Annotated in this window: 15 protein-coding genes; 11 read left to right on the top strand and 4 right to left on the bottom strand. The window is 69.0% G+C overall.

Going from position 1 to position 16,026, the window contains the following annotated elements:
• Positions 1 to 32: 32 nt before the first annotated feature.
• From ssd to AC1D1W_RS05380, 8 genes are all read left to right on the top strand, one after another.
• Positions 33 to 1,148 carry a septum site-determining protein Ssd gene (gene ssd, locus AC1D1W_RS05345; RefSeq protein ID WP_243182268.1) on the top strand — a complete coding sequence of 372 codons (1,116 nt, stop codon included), beginning with the start codon at positions 33 to 35 and terminating at the stop codon, positions 1,146 to 1,148.
• Positions 1,145 to 2,485 carry a TadA family conjugal transfer-associated ATPase gene (locus AC1D1W_RS05350; RefSeq protein WP_476943136.1) on the top strand — a complete coding sequence of 447 codons (1,341 nt, stop codon included), beginning with the start codon at positions 1,145 to 1,147 and terminating at the stop codon, positions 2,483 to 2,485. Before ssd ends, AC1D1W_RS05350 begins: the two co-directional genes overlap by 4 nt.
• 161 nt (positions 2,486 to 2,646) lie before the next feature.
• Positions 2,647 to 3,381, top strand: coding sequence for a hypothetical protein (locus AC1D1W_RS05355; RefSeq protein ID WP_043437054.1), 735 nt, complete (start codon positions 2,647 to 2,649; stop codon positions 3,379 to 3,381).
• Between the two features lie 43 nt (positions 3,382 to 3,424).
• Entirely contained in the window at positions 3,425 to 4,000 is a 576-nt protein-coding gene (locus AC1D1W_RS05360) for a type II secretion system F family protein (protein ID WP_476943137.1), read from the top strand.
• 339 nt (positions 4,001 to 4,339) lie between these two features.
• Positions 4,340 to 6,046: a hypothetical protein gene (locus AC1D1W_RS05365; protein ID WP_243182141.1), complete on the top strand. Its 1,707-nt coding sequence runs from the start codon at positions 4,340 to 4,342 to the stop codon at positions 6,044 to 6,046.
• 254 nt (positions 6,047 to 6,300) lie between these two features.
• The gene (locus AC1D1W_RS05370) at positions 6,301 to 6,627 is read left to right on the top strand and encodes a DUF4244 domain-containing protein (protein ID WP_439954156.1); all 327 of its coding nucleotides are present in this window, start codon (positions 6,301 to 6,303) and stop codon (positions 6,625 to 6,627) included.
• Positions 6,624 to 7,094 (top strand): TadE family type IV pilus minor pilin, encoded by a 471-nt coding sequence (locus AC1D1W_RS05375; RefSeq protein WP_476943138.1) that lies wholly within the window; start codon positions 6,624 to 6,626, stop codon positions 7,092 to 7,094. Before AC1D1W_RS05370 ends, AC1D1W_RS05375 begins: the two co-directional genes overlap by 4 nt.
• On the top strand, positions 7,094 to 7,570 hold the full coding sequence (locus tag AC1D1W_RS05380; RefSeq protein WP_476943145.1) for an Rv3654c family TadE-like protein: 477 nt from the start codon (positions 7,094 to 7,096) through the stop codon (positions 7,568 to 7,570). The genes AC1D1W_RS05375 and AC1D1W_RS05380 overlap by 1 nt, the downstream gene beginning before the upstream one ends.
• Positions 7,571 to 7,754: 184 nt before the next feature.
• Here the strand turns inward: AC1D1W_RS05380 and AC1D1W_RS05385 are convergent, their stop codons facing one another.
• Together AC1D1W_RS05385 and AC1D1W_RS05390 are read right to left on the bottom strand one after the other, a co-directional pair.
• Positions 7,755 to 10,181, bottom strand: coding sequence for a DEAD/DEAH box helicase (locus AC1D1W_RS05385; RefSeq protein WP_243182138.1), 2,427 nt, complete (start codon positions 10,179 to 10,181; stop codon positions 7,755 to 7,757).
• Positions 10,182 to 10,323: 142 nt separating this feature from the next.
• On the bottom strand, positions 10,324 to 11,016 hold the full coding sequence (locus tag AC1D1W_RS05390; RefSeq protein ID WP_243182137.1) for a GNAT family N-acetyltransferase: 693 nt from the start codon (positions 11,014 to 11,016) through the stop codon (positions 10,324 to 10,326).
• A gap of 117 nt (positions 11,017 to 11,133) precedes the next feature.
• On the opposite strand from AC1D1W_RS05390, the gene trhO reads away from it, so the two are divergent.
• Positions 11,134 to 12,027 (top strand): oxygen-dependent tRNA uridine(34) hydroxylase TrhO, encoded by an 894-nt coding sequence (gene trhO, locus AC1D1W_RS05395; protein WP_476943139.1) that lies wholly within the window; start codon positions 11,134 to 11,136, stop codon positions 12,025 to 12,027.
• A 34-nt stretch (positions 12,028 to 12,061) separates the two neighbouring features.
• On the opposite strand, the gene AC1D1W_RS05400 is transcribed toward trhO, so the two are convergent.
• The gene (locus tag AC1D1W_RS05400; protein WP_043436433.1) at positions 12,062 to 12,607 is read right to left on the bottom strand and encodes a DUF6023 family protein; all 546 of its coding nucleotides are present in this window, start codon (positions 12,605 to 12,607) and stop codon (positions 12,062 to 12,064) included.
• 109 nt (positions 12,608 to 12,716) lie between these two features.
• Positions 12,717 to 13,175, bottom strand: a complete 459-nt coding sequence (locus AC1D1W_RS05405) for a hypothetical protein (protein ID WP_476943140.1) — start codon at positions 13,173 to 13,175, stop codon at positions 12,717 to 12,719.
• 216 nt (positions 13,176 to 13,391) lie between these two features.
• Between AC1D1W_RS05405 and AC1D1W_RS05410 the strand changes: the two genes are divergently transcribed.
• Both AC1D1W_RS05410 and AC1D1W_RS05415 read left to right on the top strand, forming a co-directional pair.
• A complete protein-coding gene (locus AC1D1W_RS05410; protein WP_243182134.1) occupies positions 13,392 to 14,171 on the top strand; it encodes a MerR family transcriptional regulator in 780 nt (259 codons plus the stop codon).
• 92 nt (positions 14,172 to 14,263) lie between these two features.
• A complete protein-coding gene (locus AC1D1W_RS05415) occupies positions 14,264 to 15,943 on the top strand; it encodes a DUF7059 domain-containing protein (RefSeq protein WP_476943141.1) in 1,680 nt (559 codons plus the stop codon).
• Positions 15,944 to 16,026: the final 83 nt, after the last annotated feature.

Genomic DNA, 16,026 nt, shown 5'->3' on the forward strand with positions numbered 1-16,026 from the left:
CGCTGCGGTCCCGGCCCGGGCACAGTGGCAGCATGAACAGGCACCAGCACCGTGGTCCAGGCTCACCGCCACCGCCGCCGCGGGCGCATGAGCCCTGGACCCCCGGGGATTCCGCGGAAATCCTGCTCGTAACCGGCGCCGATGTGCTGCGCGGCGAGGTGGAACGCATCGTCGCAGCAGCCGGGGGCCAGCTGCGGACGGTGCAGGACGTTGCCGAGGCCGCGCCGTTCTGGGACGCCGCGGCCGCCGTGCTGGTGGGCAGCGACATCCGCGGGTTGCCGCCCCGGCGGAGGCCCCCGGCTGTGATGATCGGCCTCGAAGGTGACGGGGAAGGGTTATGGCATCTGGCCGCCGCCGTCGGGGCCGAACGCGTCGCGGTGTTGCCGGACGCGGCCGCCTGGCTGGCGGAATACCTGAGCCGGTCCCGCGCCCCGGAAGCCGGCGGACTGGTGCTGGGTCTCACCGGCGGCTGCGGCGGTGCCGGGGCCACGACCGCCGCCATCTGGATCGCGCAGGCCGCCGCCGGGGCCGGGATCCGGGTGCTGCTGATCGACGGCGACCCCCGGGGCGGGGGCCTGGAACTGGCGCTGGCCGCCGAGGAAACCCACGGGCTCCGCTGGCCGGATCTGGCCGGGGTGAGCGGCAGTATCGACCCCGCCCAGCTGGAGGAGTCGCTGCCGATCGCCGGTGGATTCTCCTTCCTATCGTGGCCGGGAACCCGTGACAAAGCCGCCGGGGTGGACGCGACCACCGTGGCCGCGGTTCTTGACGCCGCCCGCCGCGGTTGCGAATTGGTGGTGCTGGATATCGGCCGGGAACGGGAAGCTTTGCGGGCGTTCGCCGGCGAATGCGACCGGATCATCGTCGTGGCGCCCGCCCGGCTGCGGGCCGCCGTCGCCACGGCCTGGCTGCTGCAGGAGCTTCCACCCGTGGACACTGCGCTCGTGGTCCGGGCCAGTCGCGGCGCCGCTTTGGATGCGCCGCTGATCGCCGGCTCCGTGGGGCTTGTCCTTCAGGGCATCATGCCGGACATCAGGGATCTGGCCGGGGCAACGGAACTCGGCCGCCTTCTCGAAACCGGCCGGCACCGCGCCGTCCGCCGGTTCGCGGCCGGACTCCTTGAGCTGAACGGCGGAGGCGACTCATGAGTGCCCACGCGGCCGCAGAACCGGCCGGACCGGAACGTCCGGCCCGGCGGGCACCGGGTCGCCGCCGCTCGCAGGGATTTCTCGACCAGACGCTGCTGGAGTCCGTGCGCGAGTCCGTCATGGCCGATGCCTCCCCGGTGACCCCCTCAAGGGTCGCGGCTGCGGTCCAGGCGAGCGGGCGGTTGCTCGGCACGGCCGGCGCCCTGGCCGCAGTGGAGAGCATCAGCGCGGAATTGAACGGCCTGGGCCCCCTGCAACCACTCACCCGCGATCCCGCCGTGACAGACATCTTTGTCAACGGGCCGGACTCGGTCTGGTTGGACCGCGGCAGCGGTCTGGAAAAGGTGCCGGTCGTCTTCTCCGGGGAACCGCAGATCCGCGCCCTTGCCGCGAGGCTGGTGGCAGCCGGTGGCCGCCGCCTGGACGACGGTTCGCCATGCGTCGATGTCCGGCTCGACGGCGGCTACCGGGTGCACGCGGTGCTGCCGCCCATTTCCACGGCCGGGACACTCCTGAGCGTGCGGATCCGCCGGGCCACGGTCTTCTCCATGCCAGAGCTGAAGCGCGCCGGCATGTTCGGGGCCGGGACGCCCGGGAGCCTGGTCCAGTCAGTACTCGAACGCATGGTGGCGGCCAGGCTGAGCTTCCTCATCAGCGGGGCCACCGGTTCGGGGAAGACCACGTTACTGGCGACGCTGCTGGGATTGTGCCACCCCGGGGAGAGACTCGTCCTGATTGAGGACGCCGCAGAATTGAATCCCGTCCACCCGCACGTCGTCTCGCTGGAATCCCGGCACGGAAACCTGGAAGGCGGTGGTGCCGTCGACTTGGGCGAACTGGTCCGCCAGGCCCTCAGGATGCGGCCGGACCGGCTGGTGGTGGGCGAATGCCGCGGCGCCGAGGTCCGCGAGCTGCTCTCGGCGATGAACACCGGACACACCGGAGGCGGCGGGACCATCCACGCGAATGAGGCGGCGGCTGTGCCTGCCCGGCTGGCGGCCCTCGGCGCGCTCGCCGGCATGGGCCAGGACGCTGTACGGCTGCAGGTCGCCAGCGCCATCGACGTCGTCGTGCACGTCGAGCGGACTGAATCGGGCCGCCAAGTGGCGAGCGTTGGAATCATGGAGGTCCAAGACTCGGGCCTGGTTGTCGCCGCCGCACTGGAGATCCAACAGCGCGAGCTCCGCTTCGGCGGAGCCTGGCCGCTGCTGGCGCGCCGTCTCGGCCTGGATCCCGGGTTGGCCGGGGCGGACCCCTCCGAACTGCAGGCGGCCCCGCCGGCAGGACGGACGCCGGGTTCCGGCCGCGAATCCCTCCAGCCCTGGCCGCGGCGATGACCGTCTTCCTCATCGTCGTTTCGGTCCTGGCCGTGTGGTTGGCCTTTCCCACCCCGCGCGCGGCCGGCCATCGTACCTGCAGGGCCTTGCACGCCGCGGGCACGCGAGCTCCCGCGGCCTACGGGTCGCCGGGATCACGCCCAGGACGAGCCGTCGGGGGCATGACCCGTTGGCGCGGCGGGGGATCCGCCGATGCCGGGGCCGTCCCCATGACAGTCCTGGTCCAACAGTTGGCCGCGCTGCTGAAGGGAGGGCGCATCCCCGCCCGGCTGTGGGATGAACTGTGGGCCCTCTACGGCGGTGACGCCGCGCGGGACGGGCCGGCGGCCCAGGCGGCAGTTCACAGCGCCGGCCAGCCCCGCGGCGCAAACGGCGCCGGAACGGTCCTCGGCCCGGAGTCCCGCAGGATCCTCGCAGCCGCGCGTGCCGCCGCCCGGCGCGGGTCCTCCGTGGCCGCGGCCATCCGCCGCGAGGTCTCCGCGGTTTCTGCCGGTGCGGGCGCCGTCATCACGGTCACCGGGGGTGCCGTCGGCATCCGGGCCCGCCGCGACGTGCGCGTGTGGGGCGAGCTCGCCGCATGTTTTGACACCGCTGAAGCCAGCGGTTGCCCCCTGGCCGATGTCCTGGCGCGCTTTGCCGCCCACCTTGAAACGGAGGACGACGCCGAGGCGGCTCGGCAGACGGCCTTGGCGGGGCCCCGCGCAACCGTTCGTCTGCTGACCTGGCTGCCCCTGTCGGGCCTGGGCCTCGGCCTGTTGCTCGGCGTGGACCCGGTAGCCACACTGCTGGGAAATCCTTGGGGCCTGGCGGCGTTGGCCGCAGGCGTGGCGCTGACCGCCGTCGGCCGGTTGTGGTCCGCAAGGCTCGTCCGCGCCGCGGCGGAAGCACCAACGTGACGCCGCGGTCGTCGCCGTGAGGCCCGAACTTGCCGGTTTCGTGATGGCAGCGAGCCTTGCCGGGGCAGCCGCCGTCGTCCTCGCCCGCCCGGGCCGTGTCCGCCGGCGGCTCCGGCGCCAGCTTCGGGCGTCTGCTGGCGGGGCCGCCCGGCGCCCGACGGTCCACGACGCCGGCCGGCACGGCCTCCAGGGCCTGCGGGACACCGCCATGATGCTGGAACTGATCGGCGCCATGCTGGATACGGGAGCCGGACTTGGCCGGTCCCTCGACCTAGTGGCCGCCCTCATGCCACCGGAACTCGGGCGGCAGCTTCGGCCGGTTGTGTCAGCCCTCGCAATCGGTGCGGACTGGGGCACGGCATGGCGCAGTTCCGGTGCCCGGGCGCCCCAACTTCAGGCCCTGCGCGACGCTCTTTCCTTCGCTGCGCTTACCGGCGCCCCCTCCTCAGCGCTCCTCTATGCCCAGGCTGCCCGGCTTCGCCGCGAACGCAACAGGGCCGCCGAGCAGCGCGCGGCCGCGCTCGGGGTGAAACTCGTGGTGCCGCTGGGCCTGTGCTCCCTGCCGGCGTTCGTCTGCCTCGGCGTCGTGCCCGTGCTCCTCGGGCTGCTTCCGGCGTGATGCCGGCAGCCCGGGGATCACCCCGGGCCCAAGGTTTATTCAAGTTGCTGGGGGATACCTTTGGGGCAGGCACCGTCGGAGTATGAGCGGTCTCGTGCGTCGGCTTCTCACAGCACCTCCTTGGCGCCTCGAATCCCGGGGTATCCGGGGTCTCGTACTAACTGGGAGCCATGCCAGGGGGGCAGATCAATGATTCGACTGTATAAAGTGGGCGTGATTGCAGCGCTCAACCTACTAGTGTTGACCGGTTTGGCGGTCGGTGCCAGTCCGGCGTCCGCCGCAGTACCGACCTGTCAGCCGGGAGCACCCCAACCGACCAACCAATACCCGGGCAAGACGGTGATTGCCACGAACTTCGAGTCCGGAAGCCTCACCACCGCAGGCTTCGCCGCCGCATTCACCGCCGGGACAGGAACGGCCGCTGTCTCCTCGGCCCAGCAGCACTCGGGCCGTTGCTCAGCCTATGTTCACGTCACCACGGATGCCGGGTCGGTGGCCAATTTTTCCGCACCACTTCCTGCCGGAAACAACGAGGTCTATGCCGACGGCTGGTTCAACATCACCAAAGAGGGCGTCGCCGGCAACAACGTCCCGTACTTCCGCTTCTTCAACGGGACTACCCGGTTCATAGACGTCTACCGATCCAACGGCGGCGTCGGCCCAATGTGGCTGCGGGTCGCGGCGCCCGACGGAACCCTCCGCTACACCCCGATGAAAGTCAATGTCCCTCTCGGCACTTGGCACCATATCGTCACGCACGTCGTCGCAAATGGGGCCTCTTCCACGGTCGAGGTGATCTTCGACGGCAAACTCCTGTATTCCAGCAAGCAGATCGCCACGGGCTTTACCGCGGTCACCAAGATGCAACTCGGTGCCGAACACCGGCGGCAGGCAGGCGACAGCTTCATTGACGACGTCGTTATCAAGGCCGGAAAGGCGGCCGCCCAGCTGCCCGGAACGTTTGCCCCGATTGCCCCACAACGATTCCTCGACACCCGGAAAACGGTGCCGGTGGGTGCCGATAAAGCCGTTTCCTTCCAGGTTGCAGGGGCTAATGGGATCCCGGCAAATGTCGCGGCGGTCGTCTTCAACCTGACCGTCACTGAGGCTAAATCCATTGGTTACATCACCGCCTACCCCTCCGGGACAACAAAGCCGGATGCATCCAATGTGAACTTCCGTGCCAACCAAAACGTGCCTAACCTGGTAACGGTCAAGGTGGGTGCGGACGGAAAAGTGGCGCTGTTCAACAGATCCTCCGGCACGACCCACCTCATCGCCGATGTCACCGGCTACTACGTCACGGGGACGCCGGCGACGCCGGGTGCCTTCCAAAGCCTCGCGCCAAAGCGGCTGCTGGACACCCGGTCCACGGCGGCGCTTGCAGGGGATGCCACGGTGTCCCTGCTGGTTAGGGGCACCAACGGCATACCGACAACTGCCTCCGCCGTGGTCTTCAACCTCACCGTGACGGAGCCAACAAGGATCGGATACATTACGGCCTATGCCTCGGGCTCGAAGCGTCCGGACGCGTCCAACCTCAACTTCAACGCAGGGCAGACAGTGCCGAACCTGGTCACGGTCCCCATCGGTGCAGACGGAAGAGTCACGCTGCTCAATCGTTCCTTCGGACGTTCGCACCTGATCGCRGACGTTGCCGGCTACTACCTCGGCGGCACGCCGACGGCCACCGGTGCGTTCAAGGCCACGGGCCCATCCAGGATCCTCGACACACGCCCCGCAGCGGCTGTGCGCCCGGACTCCACAGTGTCCTTCCAGATTGCCGGGACCACGGGAATCCCCGCGAACGTCCTGGGGGCTGTCTTCAACCTGACGGTCGTGGCGCCCCCGTCCATCGGCTACATCACCGCCTACCCGTCCGGCTCGACCCGTCCGGACGCGTCCAACCTGAACTTCTCGGCCCGACAGACTGTAGCGAACCTGGTCTCGGTCCCCGTCGGCTCAGACGGAAAGGTGACGTTGTTCAACCGTTCATCGGGGTCCTCACACCTCATCGCCGACCTCGCGGGATACTTCCTCCCCTAGGAACGCGCGGGTGACCCGCACCAACTGAACCCGAGAGGCTGTCGTCGCAGTACGGACCGCAGCCCCTCGGGTTCAGCCCTGTCTCGGTCCGGGCGAAACGCCGGCGGGCCGGGCACTGCGTTGGACGTCCGTTGGCCGCCCGGAAAGGGCCAGACACTTCTCCTCCACAGGCCGCCACCACGGCAAATTCGGGCACGTTTTCCACTTAGCTGCCATCGGGGCTTATGGCGCGACGTGCAAGCCGGGAGAGTCGAATCAGCCGGCGATCACGCCGGTGTCCCGTGGAAGGAAAGCAGATGTCAACAAATCAGGACACCCCCGCTGCACGTCGCATTGAAGCAGGGGAGGGCGGCGTTGCGGAGGTCTATGAGATCTACCCCGGCGCCAGCTCGGTTGTTCCCGTTCAACCGCGGGGACGCACAGGGCCGCCGGCCTCGCAGGCGGGAATGGCTACCGCTGAATATGCCATCGCAACGCTGGCCGCCGTGGGCTTTGCCGGGGTCCTCGTGTTCATCATGCGCAGCGATGAGGTCCGCGGGTTCCTCCTGAACCTCATCCGGACGGCGCTCACGTTGCCATGAACGGACTCTGGCGCCCCCGGGGGAGCGGCGGCCGGAGAGCGTCGCCGCCAACGGCGGAGTGCCGCGGGGCCGTCACGGCTGAGTTCGCCGTCGCGCTGCCCTCGGTCGTTCTGCTGCTCTCCCTTCTGCTCGCGGGTTCGGCGGCCGGGGTGACGCAGCTCCGCGTTGAGGAAGCGGCCCGCGGCGGTGCCCGGGCGGTGGCGAGGGGAGCCGCGGCCGGCGAAGTCGGTGAGATTGTCCGCCGTCTCGCCGGCGACACGGCGGACTCAGAGGTGACGCACGACGGTGAGTGGCACAGGGTCACCGTTTCCGGCCGCGTCCCCGGGGCCGTTGGCTCCCTGGTTCCCTGGGCCCTCAGCGCCAGCGCGTGGGCGCGTGCGGAGGCCCCCGGCGCGGCACAACGGCCCGGGCTGGATGAGCCCGGACTGCATGGCGTCTCCCGTTCTCCGTGGCAGGGCGGCACATGATGTCACCTGCACCTGCACCTGCGCCTGCACCTCCACCTGTCCGTGCACGTGCCCGGGCCCGCGGGCCGCGACACCGGGGCACGGATCCTGCCCACGCCCGGCACCTGTGTACGTCTTCAGAGCGGGGGTCGGGGACCGTCCTGGCCCTGGGACTCGGGCTGGTGGTCATCATGGCGTTGGCCCTGCTGCTTCTCTTGGCCGAATCGGCCGTCGCGGCATCGAGGGCTGCGGCGGCCGCCGATCTGGCGGCGCTGGCTGCGGCGGATGCCGCGCGGGGCATCACGTCCGGCGAGCCCTGCGCTGTGGCTCGAGAGGTCGCGCTGAAGAACAGCGCCACCCTGGCTGCCTGTGCTGAAGGACCGGACGACACCGTTCAGGTGCGCACGGAGTTCAGTGCCGGACCGTTCCTCGGGGCGGCCACGGGACTGGCCAGGGCCGGACCGCCCCCTGCGGCCGGGAACGGGCCAGCACCGTGAAAGATGCACCAACTCCGGCGGTCGCCAGAAGCCGCGCATCCGTCTGCGGCCTGGCGTGCCGCCCTGCCGACGCCCGGCTCACACGAACGTACCGCCCCGCCGCCCCGGCTCCCACGAACCCGCCGGCCGCCGCCCTCGAACCTGCCTGACGGCCGCCGCCCACGAACCGGCCGCTGAGACGTGGTCAGGCGCGGAGCGGCTGGGCGGGCTGATCGTCCGGGGCCCCGGCCGCGGCGGCCGTTGTGCCGGGGTTGCCGGCGTGCATGAGGTCGGTGGCGTCTTGGAGCAGCACATCGATCAGTGTGACGGCGGCGTCCTTGTCGAGCGGGTTGTTCTTGTTGCCGCACTTGGGTGACTGGACGCAGGAGGGGCAGCCGGACTCGCATTCGCAGGCCTTGATAGCGTCGCGCGTGGCGGTCAGCCACAACCTCGCCTTGTCGTAGCCGCGTTCGGCGAAGCCGGCCCCGCCGGGATGGCCGTCGTAAACAAAGATGGTGGGCACTCCGGTGTCGGCGTGGATGGCCGTGGACACTCCGCCGATGTCCCAGCGGTCGCTGGAGGCCACAAGCGGAAGGAGTCCGATGGCGGCGTGCTCGGCAGCATGCAGCGCTCCGGGGAACTGTGCCTCGATCAGCCCCGCGCCGGTCAGCGAGCGGTTGTCCACTACAAACCAGACCGCCTTCGTAAACAGGTCCCTGGCGCCCAATTCCAAGGGTTCTTCGCCGAGGATCTCGTTCGAAATTAACGCTTTGCGCTGGAAGGAGACCACCTGGGTTGTCACTTTCACATCGCCGAAATGCACGGCCACGTCGCCCCATTGGGTGGTGCGTTGCGTTTCGAGGACCTCGATCTGGGTCACGTCCCGGGCGGTCGTGTAGTAGTCCGGGTTCGCCCGCCGCACCACCACACAGTGGTCGTCCTCGTTCAGGTCTTCGACCACGTAGCTGTCGCCCTGGTGGACATAGATGGCCCCTGTGTGGGCCTGGTAATGGGTCTGCGGCGAATCCATGGTGCCGAGCAAGGAGCCCGTCTCCGCGTCCACTATGCTCACCGGACCTCCGCCGTCGGCCCGGAGGTTCACCATGGCTGCGGCATTTTGCGGATGGGTCCAAAACCATCCTGCCGGCCGTTTGCGCAGGTAGCCCTGCAGGACCAGGCGGTCCAGCAGCTTCTCAGCGGTGGCCCCGAAGAGCTCCAGTTCGGCGAACCCGAGGGGCAGTTCCGCGGCGGCCGCGCACAGGTGCGGGCCCAGAACGTATGGATTGGAGGGATCGAAGACCGTGGCCTCCACCGACACGTCGAAAATCGCCTCGGGGTGGTTCACCAAGTAGGTGTCCAGCGGGTCGTCGCTGGCCACGAAGGCTGCGATCGCGTCCTGGCCGGCGCGGCCGGCGCGGCCGATCTGCTGGAACAACGACGCGCGGGTGCCCGGCCAGCCAGCGACCAGGACTGCATCGAGACCGGAAATGTCAATGCCCAGCTCCAGCGCGGACGTGCTCGAGACGCCCAACAGTTCACCCGAGCGCAGCGCCTTTTCCAAGGCCCGCCGCTCCTCCGGCAGGTAGCCCGAGCGGTACGCGGCCACACGCTGCGGCAGGCTGGGATCCACCTCGTCGAGGAGGCGTTTGGCGATGGAGGAAATCGACTCTGCCCCGCGCCTGGACTTGATGAACGCAATGGTCCTGGTCCGGGAGGACACCAGGTTGGCCAGCAGGTCGGCGGTCTCGGCGACTGCCGTCCGGCGCTCCTTGGCGCCGTTTTCGCCCCGGAGTTCGGTCAGTGCCGGCTCCCAGAACGCCACGGTGGTGGAGCCGTGGGGCGAGCTGTCTTCGGAAACGGCCTGCACGGGTGCGCCGATCAGCCGGCCGAAGGACTGCCCGGGTTCAGACGCCGTGGCGGACGCCGCGATGAACACCGGTCCGGGATGCGAGCCGCCCGGGCTGTAGTAGGCACAGATCCGACGCAGACGGCGCATGAGGTTTGCCACATGGGAGCCGAAGACGCCGCGGTAGCTGTGGGCTTCGTCCACGATCACGTAGCGGAGGCGCCGGAAGAACCTGGCCCACCAGGCATGGTTCGGGAGAATGCCGAAGTGCAGCATGTCCGGGTTGGCGAGGATGAAGTTCGCGTGGTCCCGGATCCACCGCCGGGACGCGGGATCGGTGTCGCCGTCGTAGGTTTCGGCCCGGACTGTGGGGAGCTTGAGTGCCCTGATCGCTGCCAGCTGGTCCGCGGCGAGCGCCTTGGTCGGGGACAGGTAGAGGGTCACAGCCCCGTCGTCGTGGATTTTCCCGGGATCGGACAGGACCCTGAGCTCGGAACGGTGGATCGCGTCCAAGGCCGGCAGCTGATACGCCAGGGACTTTCCTGACGCGGTGCCGGTGGCAATGACCACGTTCTCTCCGCCGTGGGCCAGTTCGGCGGCCCGGACCTGGTGAAGGTAGGGCTCGTGGATGCCCAGGGAACCGTAAGCTGCCACGAGATCCGGGTGGGACCACTGTGGCCATGGTGCATTGACGGCCTGGCGGGCGGGGATCGTCCGCACATGACGCAGCTGTTCCGGGTCCGGACCTCGGCCCAGCAACGGAATCAAGGACTCATGCGGGTTCACTCACATATTCTTTCATCCGCCCTCAAATCGCCCCCGCCCGGCACGCAGCCCGGCACGCGCTGCGGCTTCGGCGCTGCGGCTCGGCCCGGCACACGCGTTGCCCCGGGCGCAGGCCCGCCGGACGCCCGGCGCTCGCGGCACCTCAGCCCACGGACAGGTCGGCCCCTTCATCGGACGTCGACAACATCAGGACGTGGCACACCTCGCGCCAGCCGAGGTGCGAATAGAGTTTTTGACCGTCCAGCGAGGCGAGCAACAGCCCGGAGTCGACGTCGTGTTCAAACGCCTGGGCTGCCAGGGCCTTCATGATGAAGCTGCCCAGCCCCCGCCGCTGGTAGGCCTCTGACGTCACGATGTTGTCGAAGATGGCGGTATGCCCCACCACAAACACGCGTCCGCTCGCGGCGACGTCCTCGCCGGCGCTGACCACCGCGTGGTGGACGCCGTCGGTCCGGGACGTCTCGAGCTTGAGGTCGTCGTCCGAAAGCCAGGGGTCCTCCGAATCCTGGGTCTCCATGTCCACGATCATCATGGTTTGGGAGGCCGAGGTGACATGCAGCCCGTTCCGCTGCCCCAGCATGGTGTATCGGGCCGCATCGTTGGTGAGGATGGTGAGGACCCGGGCCGGCGCTTCGGCCGTCTTTGCCGCCAGCGCCTCGAACTCCGCGTCGGACGGATCGTAGGCGAAGTACTCCCATTCGTGGGTGGTGTCACCGCGAAAGGCCGCGGGGAACCTGCCCTCCCTGCGCGTCTCATATCCGCGGCAGCCGGCCCATCCGGCAACCCAGATTTCCAGCAGGTGAGTGGTGTCTTCAACCATGGCGTCAAGACTCATGTGATGAGCGTATTCCAGCAGTGCCACAAGCAACAGGGGCCGGGTCGGGGGAAGCCGCTTGCTTATCCAATTGTGACTGTCGCCCGGCCGCCCGCCCCAGCCAGTACCCTTAAAAGCGTGGCTTTGAACAGGATTGTGCTCTTTTACGGATTTACCCCCCTGCCTGACCCGGACGCCGTCCGGCTCTGGCAGCGCGCCCTGTGCGAAAAACTCGGACTAACCGGCCGCATCATCCTTTCCAAGGACGGCATCAACGCCACAGTCGGCGGAGAACTGAACGCCGTGAAGCAGTACGTCAAAACCACGCGCGAGTACAAGGGCTTCCAAGGCATCGACGTGAAGTGGTCGGATGGCGGCGCGGCGGACTTCCCGCGGCTCAGCGTCAAGGTGCGGGAGGAAATCGTTTCCTTCGGCGCCCCGGGCGAACTCAAAGTCGATGCCGGCGGAGTGGTGGGCGGCGGAACCCACCTCAAACCCGAGGAACTCCACGAACTCATAGAAGCCAAGAAACAGCAGGGCGACGAAGTCGTGTTCTTCGACGGCCGGAACGGGTTCGAGGCCCAGATCGGCAAGTTCAAGGACGCCGTCGTTCCCGATGTCGCCACCACCCACGACTTCATCAAGGAACTCGACTCCGGCAAATACGACGCCCTCAAGGACAAGCCGGTTGTCACCTACTGCACCGGCGGCATCCGCTGCGAGGTGCTGTCGAGCCTCATGGTGAACCGCGGGTTCAAGGAGGTCTACCAGCTTGACGGCGGCATTGTCCGCTACGGCGAGGCCTTCAAGGACCAGGGACTGTGGGAGGGCTCCCTGTATGTGTTCGACAAGCGCATGCACGTTGAGTTCAGCGGGGATGCCAAGACGATCGGCGAGTGCGTCCGCTGCTCGGCACCTACGAGCAAGTTCGAAAACTGCTCGAATCCGTCCTGCCGGACCCTGACGCTCTATTGCGCCGGGTGCGCCGCGAGCCCTGACACCCTGCGGTGCCCCGAGGGCTGCGCCGCCTGAGGCACGAACCGGACATTTGGCCGGCCGGGAACCCTCAGATGCGGCTCACCCGGTACGCAAAGTTTGCCGGTGCGTTCGCATCCACATTGATGGAGAGCGACGCCTCCGCGGCTAGTTGCACCACGTTCACCCTGGACGTCCCGCACCGGAGACTCAGGTCCACGAGTTCGTTTTCACCGTTCTCGATGGAAAAGGACACGCGGCGGGTGCTCCGGCAGGCGAGGGTCAGGGCGTAAGTACCCTTGGGCAGCTGGGCTGTAGTCTCTTTGCGCTCCTCGTCGGCCTCCAGCGTCCCAAAACCCGTCTGGAAGACCTGTCCCTCGGCGTCGGGCAGTACGGTGTCGACCCAGTTATCCAGTTCCTCGCCCGTCACCGGCTCGTTGAGATGGGGGTCCTGGGGCAGGGCGGCGTCAGTGGTCGGCGGGGCGGCAGCCGAGGTCGATTCATCGTCCCAGTGGTCGGCGCTGTATTCATAGGCGCAACCGGACAGGACCGTGCCGAGAAATACCGCAACTGAAAGCACCACGGCGGCCGCCGGGGTGCGCCGTCGCGGCACCTTGCTCGCCGGCACAGTTGGCATACTTTGAGATTAGGGCGGCCCGGAATCAAACGCCAGAGGCCAAAGGTCCGGGTCGGACAGGCCTTTAGGGGCGCCGGGCAGGTCGCCGAGGACCGGGCTGCGGCGGGTGCTACTCGGACGACGCCAGGTGGTACGCGTAGAGAAGCGGGGCATCCACACTGGACGTGCTGAGCGTGACCTTGCCCGCGGCGGGCACTTTGATGCGGGCGGTTTCTCGGCTGCCGTTGCAGGCGGCTCCGGCTTCGGCGAGCTGGCTGCCGTCCAGGCTGACGGCGAAGAACGCCTTCCCGCCGCCGTCGCAGGTCATGGTCAAGGTGTAGGTGCCGGCAGGCACGCCGGACGCGGTCCGGACGATCGGATCCCGGTTCAGGATTTTGCCGGCATCCTCCAGCACTGTTCCCGGGGCGGAGGGCAGCGCGGTGGCCTGCCACGCCGGGACATCGGCGCCCTCAATCGAACCGGCCGGGGAACATGCCGCTGCAGCCAGTACGACGACGGCGGCGGCCACGCCGCTGAGCGTCCGCCGGGCCAGACGGGCAGCCGGGACGTGGGAGGAAGGGAAAACCATGCCTCAAACTTACCGTCTCGCAGGCTCCCCGCCGGCCGCGCCGACATCCCGGGCACCCTCTCCCTGCGGTCCTTGACTTTGACGCTGCGTCAAAGTTTAGAGTCGAAGCGATGACCGGAAGCGACGGCCGGAAGCGATGGCCGGCAGCGGCCGGTCGGCACGGTCACAGCGGAGGTCCAGGGAACGCGGGCCTCGAAGGAGCAGAAGGGTGGAGGCATGGACTGGTCCGTTCAGCAGATCGCGAAGTTGGCCGGCACCACCGGCCGAACTTTGCGTCACTACGACGACATTGGCCTGCTCAGGCCGAGCCGCACCGGCAACAACGGCTACCGGTACTACGGCCAGGAATCCCTGGTCCGTCTGCAGCGGATCCTGCTCCTGCGCGACCTGGGGCTCGGGCTGCCGGCGATCGCGGACGTGCTCGGCAACGAGGCGGACGCGGAGCATGCACTGGGCAGGCACCTGGCGTGGCTGCTGCAGGAACAGGACAGGCTGGGGCGGCAGATTGCCGCGGTCCGTCACACCATTGAGGCATTGCAAACGGGAGGAAAGATCATGGCGGAGGAAATGTTCGACGGTTTCGACCACACCAAGTACCAGGAGGAAGTCCAGCAGCGGTGGGGCAAGGACGCCTATGCGAAGTCCGACGCCTGGTGGCGCAGCATGGGGGCCGGGGAGAAGGCTGCCTGGACGGAACAGTCCCGGCAGCTCGGTGCCGACTGGAGGGCTGCTGCGGCGTCGGGAGTCCCGGCGGACAGCGCGCAGGCCCAGGACCTGGCCCGGCGCCACGTCGAATGGCTCAGGGGAATCCCCGGCACGCCGGCGTCACCCGCAGCGGGCGGCAGCCCGGCGGCAGGTCGCGACATCAAGGGGTACGTGACGGGGCTCGGCGAGATGTACGTGGCCGATCCCAGGTTCGCGGCCAACTACGGCGGTGCCGACGGCGCCGCCTTCGTCCGGGACGCCCTGAAAATCTACGCCGAAACCGAGCTCTAGCCGGACCCGCACGCCCCAGCCCCAGCCCCAGTGCTGACGGGGGCCAACCCAGGTCCCACGCCCGTGCGCGGCCCCGGGACTAAACTTGTCCGGTGACTTCCTCAGCGCAAGGCCCCGCCGCACCCTCTCGTTCAACGCAGGCTCCCGCAGCCCCGTTCACGGCCGGCAACACCCCGGACGCTCCGCGCAGCGACCTCCCCGGCCTGCTCGAGGCCCTGGCCGCGGACCTGCGTGCGATTGGCTACACCGTGGACGGGGTTGCGGAGCTGCTCGGCGAGGCCGCGCACTCGGCCCTGGGCCGGGACCAGCTCATCCCGGCCCTGATCGTCACCGGGCGTTCCCTCGGGGAGCCGGCAACGGCGGCGCTCGCCGGCGTCGTGCGTCTCTGGCTTCTGTCTGAACCGCAGCCCGCGGCGAGACTCGACGCCGCCCTCCCCGGCATCCGTACCAAGGGCCTAACGGAACTTGGGCTCGTGGAGCCTGCGGGCGGGGACCTGGTCCAGGCCAGGGTGGACCTCAGGCCGTACGGCTGGGACCCGACCGTGGGGGAATACGGGACCAGTGCCGGCGGAGCAGACCTCTGGGTGGCCAGCGACCTCGCAGCCCACCAGCGCGCCGGCGTTCTTCGTCACGACCACGTCCTGGGGATTGGGCAGGCCTCCACCACCCTGGTCCAGGTCACCGCCCGCCGCCATGTTGCCAGGGCCCTCGACCTCGGCACCGGCTGCGGCATCCAGACCTTCCACCTGCTGCACCACACCGAGCACGTGACCGCCACGGACATCTCCGAACGCGCCTTGGCGTTTGCCCGGTTCAACCTGCTGCTCAACGCCGCCGAGCTGCACCTGGACCCGGCCGACCTTGACGCCCGCGTCAGCCTGAGACTCGGATCCCTGCTGGACCCGGTCGCGGGGCAGGAGTTCGAACTGGTGGTTTCCAACCCGCCGTTCGTCATCACCCCCCGCAGCCTGGGCGAGACCGCCACGGACCAGTTCACGTACCGCGACGGCGGCCTGCCGGGGGACGAGATTGTATCCTCGCTGGTCGGCGCACTGGCCTCGGTCCTTGCCCCGGGCGGAACGGCCCAGCTTCTGGGCAACTGGGAGATCACGGCCGGCGCCGGCTGGGCGGACCGGCCCCAGAGCTGGGCCGGCCCGGCCACCGACGTCTGGTTCATCCAGCGCGAGCAGGTGGGCCCCGAGCAGTACGCCGAGACCTGGCTGCAGGACGCCTCGGAAAGCCGCGACCGCCGGCTCTACGAGGACTCGTACGCGGCCTACCTGGACGACTTCGCCTCGCGCGATGTGGCCGGAATCGGCTTCGGCATGATCTGGCTGCGGAGGCCTGCCGACGGCGCCCGGCGGGTGCTGTCGCGCTTCGAGGAGATCACCTACCCGATCGAACAGCCGGTAGGGCCACACCTGGGCGCCGCCGTCGAGCGTGCCGACTGGCTGGCCGGCCATGATCTGGCCGCCGCCCACCTGCTGGTCGCGGAGGACGTCACCGAAGAACGGCACCAGCGCCCCGGTGCGGAACACCCCGGCGTCATCCTGCTGCGGCAGGGTGCCGGGCTGCGCCGCACCAACCTGCTCAGTACCGAGCTGGCGGGCCTGGTCTCAGCGTGCGACGGCGACCTGTCCGTCGGGCAGATCATCGGCGCCCTCGAGGCGCTGCTGGGCGGCTACGAGGGGTTTGACAGCGCGGAGTTCCGCGCCGGCCTGCTCGAGGAAGTCGGGAACCTCGTCCGCGACGGCTTCCTGCTGCCTGCCTGATACCGTCGCGGCCGCGCCCGCCAACGGCGGTTCCGCCGCGGCCTTGGCCGGCAACGCCGCGTCCGCCGCGTCCGCCGCGGCCC

It is taken from the genome of Arthrobacter sp. P1_B4 (genome assembly GCF_056406555.1).

Coding starts and splice junctions, on each gene's coding strand:
- AC1D1W_RS05400 (WP_043436433.1), bottom strand. CDS start 12,607: ATGCCAACTGTGCCGGCGAGCAAGGTGCCGCGACGGCGCACCCCGGCG.
- AC1D1W_RS05375 (WP_476943138.1), top strand. CDS start 6,624: ATGAACGGACTCTGGCGCCCCCGGGGGAGCGGCGGCCGGAGAGCGTCG.
- AC1D1W_RS05390 (WP_243182137.1), bottom strand. CDS start 11,016: ATGAGTCTTGACGCCATGGTTGAAGACACCACTCACCTGCTGGAAATC.
- AC1D1W_RS05350 (WP_476943136.1), top strand. CDS start 1,145: ATGAGTGCCCACGCGGCCGCAGAACCGGCCGGACCGGAACGTCCGGCC.
- AC1D1W_RS05360 (WP_476943137.1), top strand. CDS start 3,425: ATGGCAGCGAGCCTTGCCGGGGCAGCCGCCGTCGTCCTCGCCCGCCCG.
- AC1D1W_RS05380 (WP_476943145.1), top strand. CDS start 7,094: ATGTCACCTGCACCTGCACCTGCGCCTGCACCTCCACCTGTCCGTGCA.
- AC1D1W_RS05405 (WP_476943140.1), bottom strand. CDS start 13,175: ATGGTTTTCCCTTCCTCCCACGTCCCGGCTGCCCGTCTGGCCCGGCGG.
- ssd (WP_243182268.1), top strand. CDS start 33: ATGAACAGGCACCAGCACCGTGGTCCAGGCTCACCGCCACCGCCGCCG.
- AC1D1W_RS05355 (WP_043437054.1), top strand. CDS start 2,647: ATGACCCGTTGGCGCGGCGGGGGATCCGCCGATGCCGGGGCCGTCCCC.
- AC1D1W_RS05410 (WP_243182134.1), top strand. CDS start 13,392: ATGGACTGGTCCGTTCAGCAGATCGCGAAGTTGGCCGGCACCACCGGC.